This window comes from Enterobacter chengduensis, from assembly GCF_001984825.2.
Classification (GTDB): Bacteria; Pseudomonadota; Gammaproteobacteria; order Enterobacterales; family Enterobacteriaceae; genus Enterobacter; species Enterobacter chengduensis.
This window is the reverse complement of record NZ_CP043318.1, coordinates 1,399,340-1,418,508: the sequence shown is the minus strand read 5'-3', so window position 1 is coordinate 1,418,508 and position 19,169 is coordinate 1,399,340. Positions and strand designations below refer to the sequence as shown.

The following is a 19,169-nucleotide window of genomic DNA, read 5'->3' as shown; positions in this document are numbered from 1 at the left end:
TTATTTCAGCATCTGGCGCTTTTCTGCTGTTACGCCACCAAAATCATTTATGGCTTTCCAGGCCACCTGCTTTCCACTGCCGGCCACCGTTTCTGAACTAAAGGGTGAAATCATTGGCGGCTGCGCAATCGTTTTATTGCCAACCGTTAATGAATAAAGAGAAACGTAGAACGGCGTCGGATTATTAATCACCAGGCGTTCGCCGTGCGGTTCAAACGCCAATCGCGTCCATGCCTCACCCGCATTTTCCGACGCCAGAGACGCAGGCCGGTAGAAAAGCTTCATGCGCGTCTTAACGGCAATAAGCAGCCTGTTCTCATCTGACCGGGTCATTGAGGGAATTGATTTTACGTTAAGCCAAAATACAGACTCTCGGTTTTCAGGCAGCGACGTCTCGCCGGTATAAATGACCCGCAGCGTATTTTCATGACCACCGTCGAGGCGGAACAGCGGTGGCGTGACGATAAAAGGAACCTGCTCCTTCGAGTTTTCGCTTAATTCAATCCATGACTGAATTAAATAAGGGACAGCATCCTTACTGTTACTCACAGGTAGTGAGGCTTCGTTTTCAGCTCCATTATAAATTAAGCGCGTTCCGCCAACGGTTATGCTGGCCTGGCCCGGCTGGGAGAGCAGGCAAGCGCCTAATAATACAATCGTTCGAATAAGTTGACTCATCGTACTTCCACGATATTCCGGCAGGAAACAATGGGGCGTACCCTGGGTACGCCCGGCTTATTACTGATAGGTAATGGTAAAATCTGACGTTGCGTTTGCCGTACCCGCAACCACGGCAGCCTGCGTTGCCTTATATTTAGCCACGAAGGTCATCTTGTTGCTGTTAGCAGGGTCTTCGCCTGTGCTGGTGTCAAGCGTGATGCTCTTAGACTGGGTCGCCAGCGGGATTGCGGTGATGCCGTCTTCTTCATAGAACGCCACGCCGACGCCTTTCGCCGTTTGACCGCTGTTCAGCGCAAGAATATTGGTGTCGCTACTGTCCGCCGTGCCGTCAAACTTAACGGAGGCAGAAGTGACGGCCGCAGGGCAGTTATTCAACACAATGCTAAAGCGAGTTGCGGCAGCAACGGCCCCGGCCGCGTTGAACGAGCTCTTTGGAATTTTGCCAAGGTTAACGGTCTGGTTCGCCGTATTGGTATCAATCGTACAGGCTGAATCCAGAATGGTGCCTGTAAAGTTGATCTGTCCATCGGCTGCGCTGGCGGCAAAGGTTATTCCAGAAACGGCTGCTGCCACGACCATATTTCGAATGACACTGTTTAACTTCATTTGCATAGCTATATATCCTTAGGATTGAAGGTATCTGCGCAACGTTCACTGTTGCGCAGGAAGAGCGGAACTGGACCGCTAAATTTATGTTCGTTTAAGTCAATAAATAGACGTTATATCGTTATGAGCATCTCAGGCTTTGCGATGATAAAAGTAAAATAAGTTGTTTCATCTCCAGACCATTGCCTAACGCCAGTCGATTTCTAACATAGTAATTTTTATTAATTTCGTATTTATTTTTAATTCGACACTGGCTCGTCGTCTTATCATAAACTTTCAGGAGAAAGTTCAAATGGTCGTCCGACAGTCGCGTCGACAGCCTCTGATACAGCACGTCTTTTAATACGCAGGGGTTTTCATTCGCCTGATGTTTAGAGGCGCGCTCGCACAGCTGCTTGAGATCCTTAAGCGTAGTAACAAGGCGGAAGAATTTTAAAAAGCCGTTCTCCGCATTGTCCTCTGGCGCAATAAAATAGGTAAGGCGCATTAATCCCCTTGCCGCAAGGCGATAATAGAGCCATCGGATATTCTCGCTACTTTCTCCTATGGTATCGATGAGAATGTAAGATTTATCCAGAATGGTCGCGCTTACTAAGAACTCCAGCCGATTGTCAAAATAAAATATTTCTCTATTGGCTAAGTTCAATGTTTTAATTGCCTGCCTCATGGCAAAGTTTCTTGAAAAAACTAATAGCGCCGTCAAAACTCATTCCTTATGAAATTTATCATCGTCAATGTGAAGAAGGTTTTACAACATATATCCGTTCTAACGAACCACAGTCGATTTTGTACGCTTTCCCATAGATTCTTGTAAAAGGATATCGTTCAAAGCCCACGGTATTAAATGCATTCTGGATTTTCTTCATCATGGACAACAAATAGGGTTTCGAGCACCGTAGTCCATAATCATCAAACACGTGTATGATGATGTCATTATCATAGACAATTTCGTTATCCATCCCCGCCAGGAGATACTCGAACAGTCTTGCTTTCGTCATGCCGAATCTTTTAATACGTCCATTCTTGATATTGATAAGCGTTCTTGTTGAAAGCCGGTACTCAAGATGATGAAAAATCGTGTATCCATACAGAAGCTCGTCAGAGACAAAAGGCACAAAGACTCCTTAGAAGTTTATCGTTCTCATTTCCATGTCGGCGCCTTCTCCATTCGAAAGGATTTCGGTGTTCATCTAATGCACTGAAATGTTATTAAAATGAAGAAAATGTGACAATGAGACTAATTTATCAAAGCAAAAAACTACAAAAACATTAAATGCGATACAAAAAACCACTTAATTTGATTTTTTAAGTTTAAAAACACAAATGTTTCATTTATGTTTTTTATTACCGCATCTAGAAACAAAAATTTCACATCAATATGTTTATCTAAAATTAACGAATAATTAGCAATAAAACCTACAAAAAATAAACATTATTTTATAATCAATAAGTTACAAAGATATCCCACCCCTGTTAAACCTAGTCTTAATAGGGTTAAATTAGGATTTTTCATGACATCTTTTGCGATTTTCCCAAATGAAAACTGACAAACACTGAACATTCTTTACATTGAAACATTCCAGGCAGTTCCAAAAACCACATTTAAATAAATAAAATCAATAATTTGAGTTATTAACCACTCCCAGATCAATTTTCTCGCCGCAAATTAACAATAATGGTCGCGGCTTCATGCAGGCAAAAAAAAGGGCAAGGTTTGCTAACAACCTTGCCCGTAGATCATCTGAAGACGTTTGAAGGAAATCAGGTATCCGGGAACATCACGCTATTCCCCGGCGCTTCCCTGTGCAGATGGATAAAGTTCAGGTGGCGTTCATACTGGTCCAGAATGTCCGTAATCACCTGCTCCTTGCTGTAGTCCATCAAATCATTCCCCTGGCTCCCTTCCAGCAGGAAGGTTTCAAGCCGGTAGTAGGTCGACTTCCCGCTGCGCGCCCGGTAGGTAAACCCGGGAACGGAATACTGCTGCGGCCAGATCTGGTAGACAAAGTTCTGCTCGTCGCCCATGTGCACCAGCAGGTCCAGGTGCCCCAGGTTTTCGCCTTCATCCGGCGGCAGATTTTTCAGCTCCACGTAGGCACCCCGCAGGCGCAACTCCTGTGCGACTTCCTCCATCGCCGGGAAGCAGACCGTCTCCATCATCTGTTTGGTGTAGCGCGTGCCGGGATAGTTCATCAGGCGCGACAGGCGCTTTTTCCAGCTCAGCCTGTCCTGCGCGCCCATCGGACGCGGCGCGGTATCACGGCTGGCGCTGACGCGACGGTAGTCTTCCACCTTGAGCGATTTATACAGCCCGGCCATCACGAAGAAGATCACGAAGCTGAACGGCAGGCCCATGATCACGGTGGTGTTCTGCAGCGCAGAGATACCGTTGGTCATCAGCATACCGAGCGTCAGCAGGCCAATCGCCACGGACCAGAAGATGCGCAGCCAGTTCGGCGCATCGCTGTTGATGTCCTTCAGCTTCGAGGTGAAGTTGCCCAGCACCAGCGCGCCGGAGTCCGCCGAGGTGACGTAAAACAGCAGGCCGGTAATGGTCGCCACGGAGGCGCTAAAGGTGAACGCCGGGTACTGCGCCAGCAGGCTGTAGAAGCCGCGCTCCGGGTGCGCCATCGCTTCCTGGGCAAACCCCGCATTGCCGTGGATGATCTCGTGCAGCGCGCTGTTGCCGAACACCGAGAGCCACAGCAGGGTGAAGGTGAACGGGATGATCAGCGTGCCCATCACGAACTGGCGGATGGTGCGGCCACGCGAAATACGCGCCAGGAACAGGCCGACAAACGGCGACCACGCCACCCACCACGCCCAGAAGAACAGCGTCCAGTTGTTCATCCACTCCACCGGGCGGTCGAAGGCGAAGCTGTTTAGCGTCATGCCCATAAAGCGGTTAACGTAGTCGCCCACGTTGAGCACTAAGGCGTTGAGCAGGAACGAGGTGTCGCCCATAAACAGCACGAACAGGATCAGGCCCAGCGCCAGCGCGACGTTCAGCTCGGAGAGCACGCGGATGCCCTTATCGACGCCCGACGTCACCGAAATGGTGGCGATAATCACGGAGAGCGCGATCAGCGCCGCCTTCGCCGCCATCGAATCCGGAATATCAAACAGCACGCTCAGCCCGTAGTTGAGCTGCACCACCCCGATACCGAGCGTCGTCGCGATGCCGAAGATGGTGCCGATCACCGCCGCGATATCCACGCTGTGGCCAATCGGCCCGTTGATTTTTTTACCGAAGATCGGGTACAGCGCGGAGCGGATGGTGAGGGGCAAATTATAACGATAGCTAAAGTATCCGAGCGCCATGCCCATCAGGGCGTACATCGACCAGCCCGTCAGGCCGTAGTGGAACAGCGTCCAGACCATCGCCTGGCGCGCGGCCTCCATCGTCTGCCCCGCCCCTTCCGGCGGCTGCATATACTGCGTAACCGGCTCGGCCACGGAGAAGAACATCAGGTCGATGCCGATGCCCGCGGCAAACAGCATCGCGGCCCAGCTCAGCAGGCTGAACTCGGGCTTGGACTGCTCGGGCCCGAGCTTCACCGAACCGAAGCGCGAGCAGGCAATGCAGACCACGAAGACGATATAGAGCGTCGCGGCCAGCAGGTAGTACCAGCCGAAGGTCTTCGACACCCAGTTCAGGGTGCGCCCAATCCACTCGGCGGAAAAATCACGAAAGAAGATCGTCGTCAGGGAAAACAACAAAATCAGCCCGGCGGAAGTATAAAAAACGACCGGGTTGATTTTGTCTTTTTCTCTGTCTTGTGAAAGGTCTGTCATCCAGTATCCCCACTGTTTTTGTAACTATTAAAATCCAAATCCGCAACAATTAAGACACATTTTATATTGAACGTCCAATCAAAAACCGCTTTAATGTATAACCAACGCTGATGAATGGAGTGGCAACAATGCCCAAAGTGGGGATGCAGCCGATCCGGCGCAGGCAGCTTATTAACGCCACGCTGGAAGCAATAAATGAAGTGGGAATGCATGACGCGACGATCGCGCAGATCGCCCGTCGGGCGGGCGTTTCCACCGGGATCATCAGTCACTATTTCAAAGACAAAAACGGTCTGCTGGAAGCGACCATGCGCGACATCACCGGCCAGCTTCGCGACGCGGTATTAAGCCGCCTGCACGCTCTGCCGAACGGCAGCGCGGAGCAGCGACTGCAGGCGATTGTTGGCGGCAACTTTGATGAAACACAGGTCAGCAGCGCGGCCATGAAGGCCTGGCTGGCCTTCTGGGCAAGCAGCATGCACCAGCCGATGCTCTACCGTCTGCAGCAGGTGAGCAGCCGTCGCCTGCTGTCGAACCTGGTGTACGAGTTCCGCCGGGAGCTGCCGCGCGAGCAGGCCCAGGAGGCGGGCTACGGGCTGGCGGCGCTGATCGACGGGCTGTGGCTTCGCGCCGCACTCAGCGGCAAACCGCTGGATAAGGCCCTGGCGCAATCGCTGACCAGCCACTTTATCAGCCAGCATTTACCGACCGAATAACCGAGGAGAATTTATGTCCCGAATGGCAGAACAGCAGCTTTATATCAATGGTGGTTATACATCCGCCACCAGCGGTCGCACCTTCGAGACCATCAACCCGGCCAACGGTGAAGTCCTGGCGAGCGTGCAGGCCGCCGGGCGCGAAGACGTCGACCGCGCCGTAGAAAGCGCAGCGCGCGGGCAAAAAATCTGGGCGGCGATGACCGCCATGGAGCGCTCGCGCATCCTGCGTCGCGCCGTGGATATCCTGCGCGAGCGCAACGACGACCTGGCAAAGCTGGAAACCCTCGACACCGGCAAAGCGTATTCCGAAACCTCGACCGTGGATATCGTCACCGGCGCGGACGTGCTGGAATACTACGCGGGGCTGATCCCGGCGCTGGAAGGCAGCCAGATCCCCCTGCGTGAGACCTCGTTCGTCTACACCCGCCGCGAGCCGCTGGGCGTGGTGGCGGGTATCGGCGCGTGGAACTACCCGATCCAGATTGCCCTGTGGAAATCTGCCCCGGCGCTGGCGGCGGGCAATGCGATGATCTTCAAGCCGAGCGAAGTCACGCCGCTTACCGCGCTGAAGCTTGCCGAAATCTACACCGAAGCGGGCCTGCCGGACGGCGTGTTTAACGTCCTGCCGGGCGTGGGCGCGGAGACCGGCCAGTACCTGACCGAGCATCCAGGCATCGCGAAGGTCTCCTTTACCGGCGGCGTCGCCAGCGGCAAAAAGGTGATGGCGAACTCAGCGGCCTCGTCCCTGAAAGAGGTGACGATGGAGCTGGGCGGCAAATCCCCGCTGATTATTTTTGACGACGCGGATCTCGATCTGGCGGCGGACATCGCCATGATGGCCAACTTCTTCAGCTCCGGTCAGGTGTGCACCAACGGCACCCGCGTGTTCGTGCCCGCGAAATTAAAGGCCGCGTTTGAGGAGAAAATCGTCGAGCGCGTGGGCCGCATCCGCGCGGGCGATCTGTTCGATCTGAAAACAAACTTCGGGCCGATGGTCAGCTTCCCGCACCGCGACAGCGTGCTGTGCTACATCGCCAAAGGCAAAGAGGAAGGCGCGCGCGTGCTGTGCGGCGGCGACGTGCTGAAGGGCGAAGGGTTTGATAGCGGCGCGTGGGTGGCCCCGACCGTGTTCACCGACTGCACCGACGAGATGACCATCGTGCGCGAAGAGATCTTCGGCCCGGTGATGTCCATCCTCACCTACGAAACCGATGAAGAGGCCATTCGCCGCGCCAACGACACCGACTACGGGCTGGCGGCGGGGATCGTCACCGCCGATCTGAACCGCGCCCACGGCGCCATTCATCAGCTCGAAGCGGGCATCTGCTGGATCAACACCTGGGGTGAATCCGCCGCAGAGATGCCGGTGGGCGGCTACAAACACTCCGGCATTGGCCGCGAGAACGGCGTGATGACGCTGCAGAGCTACACCCAGGTGAAGTCCATCCAGGTTGAGATGGGTAAATTCCAGTCCATATTTTAACCGGGAGGTTTATTTGCAATTTGACTACATCATTATCGGCGCCGGCTCTGCCGGCAACGTGCTGGCAACCCGACTGACCGAAGATCCGAACACCACCGTGCTGCTGCTTGAGGCGGGCGGGCCGGATTACCGCTTTGACTTCCGCACCCAGATGCCCGCCGCGCTGGCGTTCCCGCTGCAGGGCAAGCGCTACAACTGGGCGTACGAAACCGAGCCAGAGCCGTTCATGAACAACCGCCGCATGGAGTGCGGGCGCGGTAAAGGGCTGGGCGGTTCGTCGCTGATCAACGGCATGTGCTACATCCGCGGCAACGCCATGGATCTGGATAACTGGGCGAAAGAAGATGGCCTGGAGCACTGGAGCTACCTCAACTGCCTGCCCTACTACCGCAAGGCCGAGACGCGCGACGTGGGGCCGAACGACTACCACGGCGGCGACGGTCCGGTGAGCGTCACCACCTCTAAGCCGGGCGTGAACCCGCTGTTTGAGGCGATGGTGGAAGCGGGCGTGCAGGCGGGCTATCCGCGCACCGACGATCTCAACGGCTATCAGCAGGAAGGCTTCGGCCCGATGGACCGCACGGTCACGCCGCAGGGCCGACGCGCCAGCACCGCGCGCGGCTATCTGGACCAGGCAAAGCCACGCCCGAACCTGACCATCCGCACCCACGCCATGACCGACCACATTATTTTTGACGGCAAGCGCGCGGTGGGCGTCGAGTGGCTGGAAGGGGAAAGCACCATTCCGTCAAAAGCGACGGCGAATAAAGAGGTGCTGCTGTGCGCCGGGGCCATTGCCTCCCCGCAGATCCTCCAGCGCTCCGGCGTGGGCAACGCCGAGCTGCTGAAGCAGTTCGATATCCCGCTGGTGCACGACCTGCCCGGCGTGGGCGAAAACCTGCAGGATCACCTGGAGATGTACCTCCAGTACGAGTGCAAGGAGCCGGTCTCCCTCTACCCTGCCCTGCAGTGGTGGAACCAGCCGAAGATTGGCGCCGAGTGGCTGTTTGGCGGCACCGGGGTGGGCGCGAGCAACCACTTTGAAGCGGGCGGGTTTATCCGCAGCCGCGAAGAGTTCGAATGGCCGAACATTCAGTACCACTTCCTGCCGGTGGCGATTAACTACAACGGCTCGAACGCGGTGAAAGAGCACGGCTTCCAGTGCCACGTGGGCTCCATGCGCTCGCCGAGCCGCGGCCACGTGCGCATCAAGTCCCGCGATCCGCACCAGCATCCGGCGATCCTGTTTAACTACATGTCGCACGAGCAGGACTGGCAGGAGTTCCGCGACGCGATTCGCATCACCCGCGAGATCATGCACCAGCCCGCGCTGGACAAATACCGCGGTCGCGAGATCAGCCCGGGCGTCGAATGCCAGACCGACGAGCAGCTGGACGAGTTCGTGCGTAACCACGCCGAAACCGCGTTCCACCCGTGCGGCACCTGCAAGATGGGCTATGACGAGATGGCGGTTGTCGACGGCGAAGGCCGCGTTCACGGGCTGGAAGGGCTGCGCGTGGTGGACGCGTCGATTATGCCGCAGATTATTACCGGCAACCTGAACGCCACCACCATCATGATTGGCGAGAAGATTGCCGATGCGATTCGCGGGCGCGAGCCGCTGGCGAAAAGCACGGCGGCGTATTACGTGGCGAACGGCGCGCCGGTTCGACGCTAAGCCGTTTCCCCTCTCCCCGCCGGGGAGAGGGAATTCACTTTCCCGCCAAAAATTTATTTTCATTTGCCTGCATCCAGTTTCCCCCTTGCCCTCGTATGTGAGTATGTGAGCAACGCCTTTGCTCCTTAATCCGAGGATAAATGATGAAAAAGCTACTCAGTGTTGCATTCGTATCCAGCGCTTTGCTCTTCTGTGCAGGCGCATCAGCGGCCATGACGTCAGGCTCCGTGATGGTGGGCGGAGCGGAAATGTTCCCGAGCAAAAATATTGTTGAAAACGCCGTGAACTCAAAGGATCACACCACGCTGGTGGCGGCGGTGAAAGCGGCCGGACTGGTGGATACGCTGCAGAGCAAAGGGCCCTTCACCGTCTTTGCGCCAACCGATGCGGCATTTGCGAAATTGCCTGCGGGTACGGTCGACAATCTGGTGAAGCCAGAAAATAAAGCGCTGCTCACCAGCATCCTGACCTATCACGTGGTGGCGGGTAATTACGATATGAAAGCGCTGGAGCAGAAAATTAAACAGGGCGGCGGCCACGCGGAGCTGAAAACCGTTAACGGTCAACCTCTGTGGATCATGAGCAACGGCCCGCACAATATTCAGCTCAAGGATGGTAAAGGTAACGTGGCGAATATCAGCACCTATGACGTCCATCAGAAAAATGGCGTGATCGATGTCATTGATACCGTCCTGATGCCTAAGTAGTTGTCTATACTTCGGAAGTGTGACGTTGCCTTCCGGGAAAAACATGGATAACGCGCTGGCTGAACAGCAGTTGAAATTAATGCAGGCGGTCGCAAACGGCGATCGCCGCGCATTTGAACAACTTTACCGACTCACTTCACCGCATCTGTTTGCCGTCGCGCTGCGCATGCTACGTCACCGCGCCTGGGCAGAGGAGATCCTTCACGACTGTTTTGTCACCGTCTGGAGTAAAGCCGAAACCTATGACGCCGCCCTGAGCTCTCCGATGACCTGGCTTACGCATATTGTTCGCAACCGCTGTATTGACTGGCTGCGCAGCGGGCAAACCCGCGCTGCCGCCCGTGAAGAGTCGTATTCGGAAGATATTCTGCTGAGCGAAAACAATGAGCAGAACAACTGGCATGATGACGCGCAGGCAGCACGGCTCAGGCATTGTCTGGAACATCTGAGCCACGAACAGCGTCAGAGCATTACGCTCGCCTACTATCAGGGCATGTCCCACAGCGACATTGCCGACTGGCTCCAGCAGCCCGTGGGCTCGGTGAAAAGCTGGATCCGCCGCGCGATGGATCATCTTCGGGAGTGCGTGGGCCTATGAATGACAGCGAAAAACGCGACGACATGCTGGCTGCAGAATATGCCCTCGGCACCCTGCGCGGCGGGGCGCGGATTCACTTCCAGAAAAGGCTTGCCGCTGAGCCAGATCTGGCCGCCCGCGTGGCGCACTGGCAGGAAATGTTGAGCACGCTCGATAGCCACCTTGCGCCCGTTCATCCACCCGAGACGGTGTGGAAAAGGATCGCGCTCGATCTGCCGCCGAAAAAGCCTTTGCGCCAAAGCCGGTCTTATCTCGGCTGGATGGTCGCGGCCAGCCTCGCCGCCGTTACCGTCGTGACCTGGTATTCCACCCGCACGCCGGAACTCGCACCGCTGATGGTACTCAACGATGCCCAACAGCACGGGCAATGGATCGTCAGTGCGGACAACAGCCGCCAGTATCTGAGCATTACCCCCCTTAGACCGAACGCTATTGCGGCGCAAAATAGCCTGCAACTTTGGCTGATCCCTGCCGGGAAGGCCCCGATATCCCTGGGTCTGGTGCATAGCGACGTTCCGACCCGTGTTGCCATCAGGAACAACACCCTTACCCCTGACGCGATGATAGCCATAAGCCTTGAACCCGAGGGGGGATCGCCCACAGGCCTCCCCACCGGCCCCGTACTTTACAGTGGAAAAATATAATCCTCGAGCCTTATTCGCAGGGCCGCGGGGGTCATGCAATTTCATTCTGATCATATGATTGTTACATATAAGAATTAAATATTAGGCTTGCAATTAATTTAATTATTAAAAAACGTCATTGACATTCTCTTCCGCACTCCATTAAGTTTTAATTGAGCATTATTTCACCCCAGATACAGAATATATCAAAAACGAGCGTTTAAGAATTCTTCATCATTCTTAAACCTTGCCCTTCTTTTTATTTATTTTGAATCATACAACAGTGAGATAAGATCATGAATAATAGTGGAAACAAAGTTGTTGTTATCACCGGTGCCAGCAGCGGTATCGGTCAGGCCATTGCCCTTCATTTAGCCAATAAACCGTTTTCGCTGGTCCTGGTGGCGCGCCGCCTGGACAGAATTAACGCCCTGGTGGATCAAATCATTCAGCAGGGCGGGCAGGCGATTGCCCGTTCCGTTTTATTTGCCATCGAACAGCCTGGCAATGTTGATATTAATGAAATTGTTGTTCGTCCGACGCAGGAAGAATTTTAGCCTGCATTAAATAATACTGAATGAGGTGTCATTATGATTAAATCATTAACGTCCTTATCAGATCTTAATATGCGAACCGGTGCCGATATTCTCCTTGAAGTGCTGGAGAGTGAAGGCGTGGAATATATATTTGGCAACCCAGGCACGACCGAACTGCCGCTCATTGATGCCCTGCTTCGCCATGAAAATATTCACTATATTCTGGCACTCCAGGAGAGTAGCGTGGTCGCCATTGCCGACGGCTATGCGAAAGCCTCCGGCAAAACGGGCTTTATCAACCTGCATACCGCCAGCGGACTGGGGCACGGCATGGGGAATCTTATTAATTCGCGGATCATGAAAACCCCGCTGGTGGTCACCGTCGGACAGCAGGATACGCGCCACTACGTTCGCGACCCGCTTCTGTATGATGACATTGTTTCCATTGGTTCCCCGGTGATGAAATGGGCGCAGGAGGTGACCAGCGCCGACCAGCTCCCGGTGCTGGTGCGCCGCGCGTTTCACGCCGCCAGCTATCCTCCGGCGGGTCCCGTCTTGCTCTCATTGCCAATGAACGTAATGGAAGAACTCAGCGACGCCGGGATACAAACGGCCTCCAAAGTGAATTATCACACCGTTGCGGGCTCGCTGGACGAGCTGGCAGAAGAGTTGAGCCAGGTCGCCTCCGGCAGGATCATGGTCGTGGCCGGAGATGAAGTGCACTCCAGCGGCTCGACGTCCGAGATTGTCCAGCTGGCGGAAAACCTCGGCGCTCATGTCTACGGTTCTTCCTGGCCACTGAATTTACCCTTCCCCACGCAGCATGCCCTCTGGCGCGGCAATATGCCCACCACCGCCAGTGAAATCGCCAGCATCGTCAATGCCTATGACGCCATTTTTATCATCGGCGGCAGAAGCCTGATCACCATTTTATACAGCGAAGGGGACGCGATTCCGGGTTCATGCGCAGTCTATCAGCTCTCCGCCGATATGAACGAGCTGGGTCGCACCTATGCCACGCGCCTCTCGGTGATGGGGGATATCAAACTTTCACTGCAGGCGCTTTTACCGATGCTTGAGCAGCGCCAGGTGGCAGGCAAGTTGATTCATCAGCAGTTGCTGAAAACCGCGCGCAGCGAACGTGAAAAAGAGTGGCAGCAGCAGGAAGAACGCCTGTCGACCGAGCGGCTACGCCCCGCGATCTCACCGATGGTGGCGGCATATGAAGTCATTAAAGCCGTTCCACCAGGCACCACCATCGTCGATGAAGCCATTGCCACAGCGCGACACATCCGTCGGTTTATCTCCGACCAGCAACATCAGCGCTACTTCTTCATGCGCGGCGGCGGACTTGGCTGGGGTATGCCTGCGGCAGTGGGTCATTCGCTGGGGCTGGGCCGCGAGCCGGTGGTCTGCCTGCTGGGCGACGGTGCCTCCCTGTATTCCCCACAGGCACTCTGGACGGCGGCGCATGAAAACCTGCCGGTCACCTTTATCGTCATGAACAACCGGGAGTACAACATTCTGAAAAACTTTATGAAGAGCCAGGCTGGCTACAGCTCAACGCAGCTCGGGCGTTTTATCGGGATGGACCTGGTGAACCCGCATATCGATTTTCAGTCTCTTGCCACCGCCATGGGCGTCCACTGCTGCCGGGTGACCGATGCCGCAGATATCGCCGCAGCGGTGACAAAGGGCGTCCAGTCCGGAGAAACCAACCTGATTGAAATCGCCATTTCCGCAGATTAATTATCCGTTCCAGCTGTACCCTACATAAAAGACTTATAACCGAAACGCCTCAAGCCGCTTTATCTGCCGCCCTTCGTCGTCAAAATTCTCCGTCGCCAGCCAGGCGCGCAGCTCCGCGTCCCTTTGCGGCCATTCGCCGTCAATAATAGAGAGCATATCGCTATCGCGATTTCGTCCTTTACGCACCAGCTTCTGGCGCAGGCGCCCTTCCCAGACAAACCCCAGCCGCTCCGCCGCGCTGCGTGACGCAATGTTCATGGAATCGCACTTCCACTCGAGGCGCCGATAGCCGTGCTCGAAGGCATTTTTCAGCAGCAGCCACACCGCTTCGGTACCGAGGCGGGATCCTTTCATCCTGCGTGACCAGGTCACGTGCCCGATCTCCACCGACCCCAGCAGCCGCTCGTTCGCCATATAGCTCACCAGCCCCACCGCGCGTTCGGTGCATAAATCAATGACGGCAAACGGCACCAGCTCATCGTCCATGACCTTCGCCATTATCCAGTGCGCGGTGGCTTCCACGCTCGAGGGCTGCGTGCTGGCAAGCCATGTCCAGTCGCTGTCGTCGCCCAGCGCATAGGCCTCATAGAGATCGGCCGCGTGACGGTCGGCATTCAGCGGCTCCAGGCGACAATACTGGCCGAACAGCGGCGTTCGGGTTAATACGCGCGCGCCTTTCCAGTCGGGAACGATGTCGTTAACGGTTTGACCATGTTGATTGATTTCGGGCACGGCGGTGACTCCCTGAAAGGTAAGGCATTTGTTATAGCAGGTTAAAAAGCGGGCGAAAAGCCGCGCATTCTAATAGCCCGAGCGCATGCGATATTCCAGGAAGGCATAAGCAAAGCTGAATTTCGACTTTGCGGAACGTCAGAGTCGACCTAACGTAGCGAAGCATAAAACAATCACAATATATTCTTCTCAGGGATCGCTATGACGAAAAAACTGTTGCCGTTACTGGTGCTGGCCGCGCTCTCAGGCGCAGCCCACGCCGCTACTCCGCCCAACACGCTGGTGGTTGCTCAGGGGCTTGATGACATCGTAAGCCTCGACCCGGCGGAAGCCAACGAGCTTTCCAGCATCCAGACCGTGCCGAGCCTGTATCAGCGCCTGGTACAGCCGGACCGCGATAATCCGGAAAAAATCACCCCGATTCTGGCAGAAAGCTGGGAAGCGGACGCGGCAGCAAAAACCCTGACCATCAAGCTTAAGCCCGATGCGAAATTCGCCTCCGGCAACCCGCTGCGCCCGGAAGACGCGATCTTCTCGTATACCCGCGCCGTGACGCTGAATAAATCCCCGGCGTTCATCCTCAACGTGCTGGGCTGGGACGCGAGCAACATCGCCAGCCAGCTGAAAAAAGTGGATGACCATACTCTCCAGCTGCACTGGACGGCGGACGTTAGCCCGTCGGTGGCGCTGAATATTCTCTCCACGCCGATTGCCTCCATCGTCGATGAAAAACAGGTCGCGGCAAACGTGAAGGATAACGACTTCGGCAACGCCTGGCTGAAAATGCACTCGGCGGGCAGCGGCGCGTTCAAAATGCGCGTCTATCAGCCGCATCAGGCCATCGTGCTGGAAGCCAACGAGTCAGCCCCCGGCGGCGCGCCGAAGCTGAAAAGCATCATCATTAAAAACGTCCCCGATCCGGCATCGCGCCGCCTGCTGATCCAGCAGGGTGATGCGGACGTGGCGCGCGATCTGGGTGCAGATCAGATCAGCGCCCTGGACGGCAAGCCGGGCGTGAAGGTGCTGAGCATTCCGTCCGCCGAGCAAAATTACCTGGTGTTTAACACCGGCAACAGCGCCAACCCGCTGCTGAACAACCCGGCGTTCTGGGAAGCCTCGCGCTGGCTGGTCGATTACGACGGCATCACTAAAAATCTGCTGAAAGGCCAGTATTTTGTTCATCAGAGCTTCCTGCCGGTCGGGCTGCCGGGCGCGCTGGAAGACAATCCATTTAAGTTTGACCCGGCAAAAGCGAAAGCTATTCTCGCCAAAGCGGGCATTAAGGACGCGCACTTCACGCTGGACGTGGAGAACAAGCCGCCGTTTATCACCATTGCCCAGTCGATGCAGGCGAGCTTTGCTCAGGGCGGCGTGAAGGTGGATCTGCTGCCTGCCGCCGGGAGCCAGGTTTATGCCCGCGTGCGCGCTAAGCAGCATCAGGCGGCGATTCGGCTGTGGATCCCGGACTACTTTGATGCGCACTCTAACGCCAGCGCCTTCGCGTGGAACGACGGTAAATCCAGCACCGTGGCCGGTCTGAACGGCTGGAAAATCCCGGAGCTGAACAAGGCCACGCTGGCGGCGGTTGCCGAGCCGGATCCGGCGAAGCGACTGAATCTCTACAAGCAAATGCAGGAACAGCTGCAGCAGAGTTCGCCGTACGTGTTCGTCGATCAGGGCAAAACCCAGATCGTGGTGCGCGATAACGTGAAGGGGTATCAGCAGGGGCTGAACGCGGATATGGTCTGGTACGATCGCGTTACGAAGTAGCTTTTCCCCCTCTCCCTGTGGGAGAGGGAGCCGTCCGTGCATATTTTCTGGATAACGGTTTTCCCATGCCACATCTTTCCACCCGCGTGCTGCAGGGTCTCCTGACCCTGCTGCTCACGCTTTTCGGGCTGCTGCTCGTCACGTTTGCGCTTTCGGCGTTTTCACCGGTCGATCGCGTGCTGCAGATCGTCGGCGATCATGCCAGCCAGTCCACGTACGATCAGGTACGCCACCAGCTTGGGCTGGATCGTCCCCTGCCCGTGCAGTTCTGGCACTACCTGCAAAATCTTGCCCATGGCGATCTCGGTACGGCCAGCGCCACCGGGCAGCCGGTGCTGCAGGACCTGCTGCACGCGTTTCCCGCCACGCTGGAGCTGGCAACCCTGGCCTTGATCGTCGGCGCCGTGCTCGGCGTGATTGCCGGGCTGCTGTGCGCCCGCTTCGCCGGTTCGCCGCTCGATTTAGCGATCAGAACGCTCACCCTGCTCGGCAACTCGGTGCCGATCTTCTGGCTCGGCCTGCTGATGCTGGCCCTGTTCTACGCGAAGCTGCAGTGGAGCGCGGGCCCCGGCAGGCTGGACGATATCTGGCAGTTCACCGTCGAACCGCGCACCGGCTTTGCGCTGGTGGATACCTGGCTTTCCGGCGATCGCGAGGCGTTTCGCAACGCCGTCAGCCACCTGGTGCTGCCGGTGCTGCTGCTGGCCTATTACTCGCTGGCGAGCATCACGCGGCTGACGCGATCCGCCTGCCTGAGCGAAATGAACAAAGAGTACATCCTGCTCGCTCGCGCCAAGGGGGCCGGGGAGATGGCTATCCTGCTGCGCCACGTGCTGCCGAACATTCGCGGCACCCTGCTGACGGTGATCGCCCTCGCCTACACCAGCATGCTGGAGGGCGCAGTGTTAACGGAAACCGTCTTTTCCTGGTCGGGGATCGGGCGCTACCTCACCACCGCCCTGTTCGCCGGCGACACCACCGCCGTGATGGGCGGCACGCTGCTGATTGGCGTCTGCTTTGTGCTGATCAATAACCTTACCGACCTGCTCGTGCGGGCGACCGATCCCAGGGTGCGCTAATGCCGTTTTATCTTTTCTTACGCCGCCTGCGCCGCTCCCCCGCCGCGCTGTGCGGGCTGGTGGCCATCGCGCTACTGGTGGTTATCGCCCTGTTCGCACCGTGGCTCGCGCCGCTTGACCCGAACTGGCAGGACGCCGCCGCGCGCTTACAGGCACCCAATATCCAGCACTGGCTGGGCACCGACAGCTACGGGCGGGATCTGCTCTCGCGCCTGATTTACGGCACCCGCCCGGCGCTCGGGCTGGTGGCCTTAGTCACCGTAATTACCCTGCCCGCCGGGCTGCTGGTGGGGATTTTGTCCGGCTACTACGGCGGCTGGATGGAGCGCATCCTGATGCGCTTTACCGACGTGGTGATGTCGATGCCGCGCCTGATCCTCGCCTTCGCGTTTGTGGCGATGCTCGGCCCGGGGCTGGTCAACGGCGCGCTGGCGCTGGCCTTAACCACCTGGCCCGCCTACGCGCGGCAGGCGCGGAGCGAAATCCAGCGTCTGCGCCACAGCGATTATCTGGCGGCTGCCGAGATGATGGGCATTCGCGGCCTGCGCCTGCTGGTCGGCCATATTCTGCCCCTGTGCCTGCCCTCCGCGATTGTGCGGCTGGCGCTGGATCTGGCGGGCATTATTCTGGCCGCCGCCGGTCTCGGCTTCCTCGGCCTTGGCGCGCGTCCGCCAATGGCCGAATGGGGGGCGATGATCGCCGACGGCATGCAGGTCATTTTCGACCAGTGGTGGATTGCCGCCGTTCCGGGCGGAGCCATTCTGTTTGCCAGCCTGGCCTTTAACCTGCTGGGCGATGGCCTGCGCGACGTACTGGAGCCACATCATGACTGAACAACGCGTTATCGTCGATGCGCTGAATATCGACTACCCCGCCGCGCGCGTGGTCAACAACCTGAGCTTTACGCTTGGCAACGAGCGGCTGGCGCTGGTCGGGGAATCCGGCTCGGGCAAGTCGATGTCCGCCCGCGCCCTGATGGGGCTGGTGCGTAAACCCGGCGTCGTGAGCGCGAACCGGCTTCACGTGCTCGGCCACGACCTGCTGACCCTGAACGCCCGCCGCTGGCAGGCGCTGCGCGGCAACGGCATTGCGATGGTCCTGCAGGACCCGCGCTACGCGCTGAATCCGGCGAAAAACGTCGCCTCCCAGCTTGATGAGGCGCTGACCCTGCATCAGCGCCTGCCCCGCGCGGAACGCCTGGCACGCGTTCATGACGTCATTCGCGCCGTCGGGCTGAGCGAGCACGTCCTCCAGCGTTATCCCGGCGAACTTTCCGGGGGCATGGGCCAGCGGGTGATGATCGCGATGGCGCTCGTCAACAACCCGCAGGTGCTGATTGCTGACGAACCGACCTCCGCGCTGGACGCCCGCCTGCGCAACCAGATCCTCGAACTGCTGGTGCAGCAGTGCGAAGAACGCCAGATGGCGATGCTGTTAATCAGCCACGATCTGCCGCTGGTGGCGGCACACTGCGACCGCGTGCTGGTGATGTATCAGGGTGAGAAAGTTGACGAGATGGCCGCACGTCAGCTCCCGCAGGCAACGCATCCGTATACGCGCACCCTGTGGACCTGCCGTCCAGACGCCAGTACCTATGGGCAGATGCTGCCGACGCTCGACCGTTCGCAGCCGTGGAAGGAGGCCAACGATGGCGCTCGTTGAGGTTAACCGGGTTCAGGTCACCTTCGGGGAAAAAACGGCGGTCTCAGCCGCCAGCTTTGCCATTGAGAAAGGCGAAACCTTCAGCCTGATCGGTGAATCCGGCTGCGGCAAATCGACCCTTTTGCGCGTGCTGGCGGGGCTGCAGCGCGAGTGGCGCGGGAACATGACGCTGCTGGGAGAGACGTTAACGCCCGGGCAACGTTTTCACGGCTCGCTGCGCCGCAACCTGCAGATGGTGTTTCAGGATCCGTGGGCGTCGCTGCATCCGAACCACACCGTTGCGCGCACGCTGTCGGAGCCGTTAAAGATTCACGGCGAAACGCAGGTTGCTGAAAAAGTGGCGGATGCGCTGCACCAGGTGGGGCTTTCCGCCGACGCGGGCAGGCGCTACCCGCACCAGCTTTCCGGCGGCCAGCGCCAGCGCGTGGCCATTGCCCGGGCGCTGCTGCTGCGCCCGCGTCTTCTGCTGCTGGATGAACCCACCTCGGCGCTGGATATGTCCGTACAGGCTGAAATTCTGAACCTGCTGACGCGTCTTAAAACCGAGCACGAGATGACCTACCTGCTGGTGAGCCACGATGCGGACGTGATTGCCCATATGTCCGACCGGGCGGCGTTTATGGCGCACGGGGAGATCCAGAAGGTGTTCGATCGTGAGGCGATGTTGCGGGGCGAGCACAGGATGGGGTAAACCGTGCGGCGGCGTGTGCCGCGCGGATTTCGTAGGCCGGGTAAGGCGAAGCCGCCACCC

General features: G+C 57.4%; 18 protein-coding genes. 13 read left to right on the top strand and 5 right to left on the bottom strand.

Annotation, left to right across the window (positions count from 1 at the left end; translation table 11 throughout):
* The 4 genes from FY206_RS07015 to betT form a co-directional block, all read right to left on the bottom strand.
* Positions 1 to 678, bottom strand: coding sequence for a fimbrial biogenesis chaperone (locus FY206_RS07015; RefSeq protein ID WP_032638727.1), 678 nt, complete (start codon positions 676 to 678; stop codon positions 1 to 3).
* Between the two features lie 60 nt (positions 679 to 738).
* Positions 739 to 1,293: a fimbrial protein gene (locus FY206_RS07010; RefSeq protein ID WP_032638725.1), complete on the bottom strand. Its 555-nt coding sequence runs from the start codon at positions 1,291 to 1,293 to the stop codon at positions 739 to 741.
* 115 nt (positions 1,294 to 1,408) lie between these two features.
* Entirely contained in the window at positions 1,409 to 1,990 is a 582-nt protein-coding gene (locus FY206_RS07005) for a hypothetical protein (protein WP_229267708.1), read from the bottom strand.
* 1,058 nt (positions 1,991 to 3,048) lie between these two features.
* Positions 3,049 to 5,082 (bottom strand): choline BCCT transporter BetT, encoded by a 2,034-nt coding sequence (gene betT / locus FY206_RS06995; RefSeq protein WP_032638721.1) that lies wholly within the window; start codon positions 5,080 to 5,082, stop codon positions 3,049 to 3,051.
* A 128-nt stretch (positions 5,083 to 5,210) separates the two neighbouring features.
* On the opposite strand from betT, the gene betI reads away from it, so the two are divergent.
* From betI to FY206_RS06955, 8 genes are all read left to right on the top strand, one after another.
* The gene (gene betI, locus FY206_RS06990) at positions 5,211 to 5,798 is read left to right on the top strand and encodes a transcriptional regulator BetI (protein ID WP_032638719.1); all 588 of its coding nucleotides are present in this window, start codon (positions 5,211 to 5,213) and stop codon (positions 5,796 to 5,798) included.
* A 13-nt stretch (positions 5,799 to 5,811) separates the two neighbouring features.
* On the top strand, positions 5,812 to 7,284 hold the full coding sequence (gene betB / locus FY206_RS06985; protein ID WP_032638716.1) for a betaine-aldehyde dehydrogenase: 1,473 nt from the start codon (positions 5,812 to 5,814) through the stop codon (positions 7,282 to 7,284).
* A 13-nt stretch (positions 7,285 to 7,297) separates the two neighbouring features.
* Positions 7,298 to 8,962 (top strand): choline dehydrogenase, encoded by a 1,665-nt coding sequence (gene betA / locus FY206_RS06980; RefSeq protein ID WP_032638714.1) that lies wholly within the window; start codon positions 7,298 to 7,300, stop codon positions 8,960 to 8,962.
* A gap of 143 nt (positions 8,963 to 9,105) precedes the next feature.
* Positions 9,106 to 9,669 (top strand): fasciclin domain-containing protein, encoded by a 564-nt coding sequence (locus FY206_RS06975; RefSeq protein WP_023334833.1) that lies wholly within the window; start codon positions 9,106 to 9,108, stop codon positions 9,667 to 9,669.
* Positions 9,670 to 9,712: 43 nt separating this feature from the next.
* Positions 9,713 to 10,267, top strand: a complete 555-nt coding sequence (locus FY206_RS06970) for an RNA polymerase sigma factor (RefSeq protein WP_023334832.1) — start codon at positions 9,713 to 9,715, stop codon at positions 10,265 to 10,267.
* Positions 10,264 to 10,911: an anti-sigma factor gene (locus FY206_RS06965; RefSeq protein ID WP_032638712.1), complete on the top strand. Its 648-nt coding sequence runs from the start codon at positions 10,264 to 10,266 to the stop codon at positions 10,909 to 10,911. The genes FY206_RS06970 and FY206_RS06965 overlap by 4 nt, the downstream gene beginning before the upstream one ends.
* 275 nt (positions 10,912 to 11,186) lie before the next feature.
* A complete protein-coding gene (locus tag FY206_RS06960; protein ID WP_032638709.1) occupies positions 11,187 to 11,447 on the top strand; it encodes an SDR family NAD(P)-dependent oxidoreductase in 261 nt (86 codons plus the stop codon).
* 33 nt (positions 11,448 to 11,480) lie between these two features.
* A complete protein-coding gene (locus tag FY206_RS06955; RefSeq protein ID WP_032638707.1) occupies positions 11,481 to 13,175 on the top strand; it encodes a thiamine pyrophosphate-binding protein in 1,695 nt (564 codons plus the stop codon).
* Positions 13,176 to 13,208: 33 nt separating this feature from the next.
* Here FY206_RS06955 and FY206_RS06950 read toward each other — a convergent pair whose 3' ends face one another.
* A complete protein-coding gene (locus FY206_RS06950) occupies positions 13,209 to 13,907 on the bottom strand; it encodes a GNAT family N-acetyltransferase (RefSeq protein WP_032638704.1) in 699 nt (232 codons plus the stop codon).
* A gap of 201 nt (positions 13,908 to 14,108) precedes the next feature.
* On the opposite strand from FY206_RS06950, the gene FY206_RS06945 reads away from it, so the two are divergent.
* The 5 genes from FY206_RS06945 (at position 14,109) to FY206_RS06925 (ending at position 19,109) form a co-directional block, all read left to right on the top strand.
* Positions 14,109 to 15,677 (top strand): ABC transporter substrate-binding protein, encoded by a 1,569-nt coding sequence (locus tag FY206_RS06945; RefSeq protein ID WP_032638702.1) that lies wholly within the window; start codon positions 14,109 to 14,111, stop codon positions 15,675 to 15,677.
* 65 nt (positions 15,678 to 15,742) lie between these two features.
* Positions 15,743 to 16,756: an ABC transporter permease gene (locus FY206_RS06940; RefSeq protein WP_032638699.1), complete on the top strand. Its 1,014-nt coding sequence runs from the start codon at positions 15,743 to 15,745 to the stop codon at positions 16,754 to 16,756.
* Positions 16,756 to 17,589, top strand: a complete 834-nt coding sequence (locus FY206_RS06935) for an ABC transporter permease (protein ID WP_032638696.1) — start codon at positions 16,756 to 16,758, stop codon at positions 17,587 to 17,589. Before FY206_RS06940 ends, FY206_RS06935 begins: the two co-directional genes overlap by 1 nt.
* Positions 17,582 to 18,418 (top strand): ABC transporter ATP-binding protein, encoded by an 837-nt coding sequence (locus FY206_RS06930; RefSeq protein WP_032638695.1) that lies wholly within the window; start codon positions 17,582 to 17,584, stop codon positions 18,416 to 18,418. Before FY206_RS06935 ends, FY206_RS06930 begins: the two co-directional genes overlap by 8 nt.
* Complete coding sequence (locus FY206_RS06925) at positions 18,405 to 19,109, top strand: ABC transporter ATP-binding protein (RefSeq protein ID WP_077064099.1); 705 nt, start codon at positions 18,405 to 18,407, stop codon at positions 19,107 to 19,109. Before FY206_RS06930 ends, FY206_RS06925 begins: the two co-directional genes overlap by 14 nt.
* Positions 19,110 to 19,169: the final 60 nt, after the last annotated feature.

Excerpts from the sequence above, each read along its gene's own strand:
- FY206_RS06935 (WP_032638696.1), top strand. The coding sequence starts at position 16,756 with ATGCCGTTTTATCTTTTCTTACGCCGCCTGCGCCGCTCCCCCGCCGCG.
- FY206_RS06955 (WP_032638707.1), top strand. The coding sequence starts at position 11,481 with ATGATTAAATCATTAACGTCCTTATCAGATCTTAATATGCGAACCGGT.
- FY206_RS06970 (WP_023334832.1), top strand. The coding sequence starts at position 9,713 with ATGGATAACGCGCTGGCTGAACAGCAGTTGAAATTAATGCAGGCGGTC.
- FY206_RS06965 (WP_032638712.1), top strand. The coding sequence starts at position 10,264 with ATGAATGACAGCGAAAAACGCGACGACATGCTGGCTGCAGAATATGCC.
- FY206_RS06960 (WP_032638709.1), top strand. The coding sequence starts at position 11,187 with ATGAATAATAGTGGAAACAAAGTTGTTGTTATCACCGGTGCCAGCAGC.
- FY206_RS06940 (WP_032638699.1), top strand. The coding sequence starts at position 15,743 with ATGCCACATCTTTCCACCCGCGTGCTGCAGGGTCTCCTGACCCTGCTG.
- FY206_RS06925 (WP_077064099.1), top strand. The coding sequence starts at position 18,405 with ATGGCGCTCGTTGAGGTTAACCGGGTTCAGGTCACCTTCGGGGAAAAA.
- betT (WP_032638721.1), bottom strand. The coding sequence starts at position 5,082 with ATGACAGACCTTTCACAAGACAGAGAAAAAGACAAAATCAACCCGGTC.
- FY206_RS06930 (WP_032638695.1), top strand. The coding sequence starts at position 17,582 with ATGACTGAACAACGCGTTATCGTCGATGCGCTGAATATCGACTACCCC.
- FY206_RS06945 (WP_032638702.1), top strand. The coding sequence starts at position 14,109 with ATGACGAAAAAACTGTTGCCGTTACTGGTGCTGGCCGCGCTCTCAGGC.
- FY206_RS06975 (WP_023334833.1), top strand. The coding sequence starts at position 9,106 with ATGAAAAAGCTACTCAGTGTTGCATTCGTATCCAGCGCTTTGCTCTTC.
- betI (WP_032638719.1), top strand. The coding sequence starts at position 5,211 with ATGCCCAAAGTGGGGATGCAGCCGATCCGGCGCAGGCAGCTTATTAAC.
- FY206_RS07010 (WP_032638725.1), bottom strand. The coding sequence starts at position 1,293 with ATGCAAATGAAGTTAAACAGTGTCATTCGAAATATGGTCGTGGCAGCA.
- betB (WP_032638716.1), top strand. The coding sequence starts at position 5,812 with ATGTCCCGAATGGCAGAACAGCAGCTTTATATCAATGGTGGTTATACA.
- FY206_RS07015 (WP_032638727.1), bottom strand. The coding sequence starts at position 678 with ATGAGTCAACTTATTCGAACGATTGTATTATTAGGCGCTTGCCTGCTC.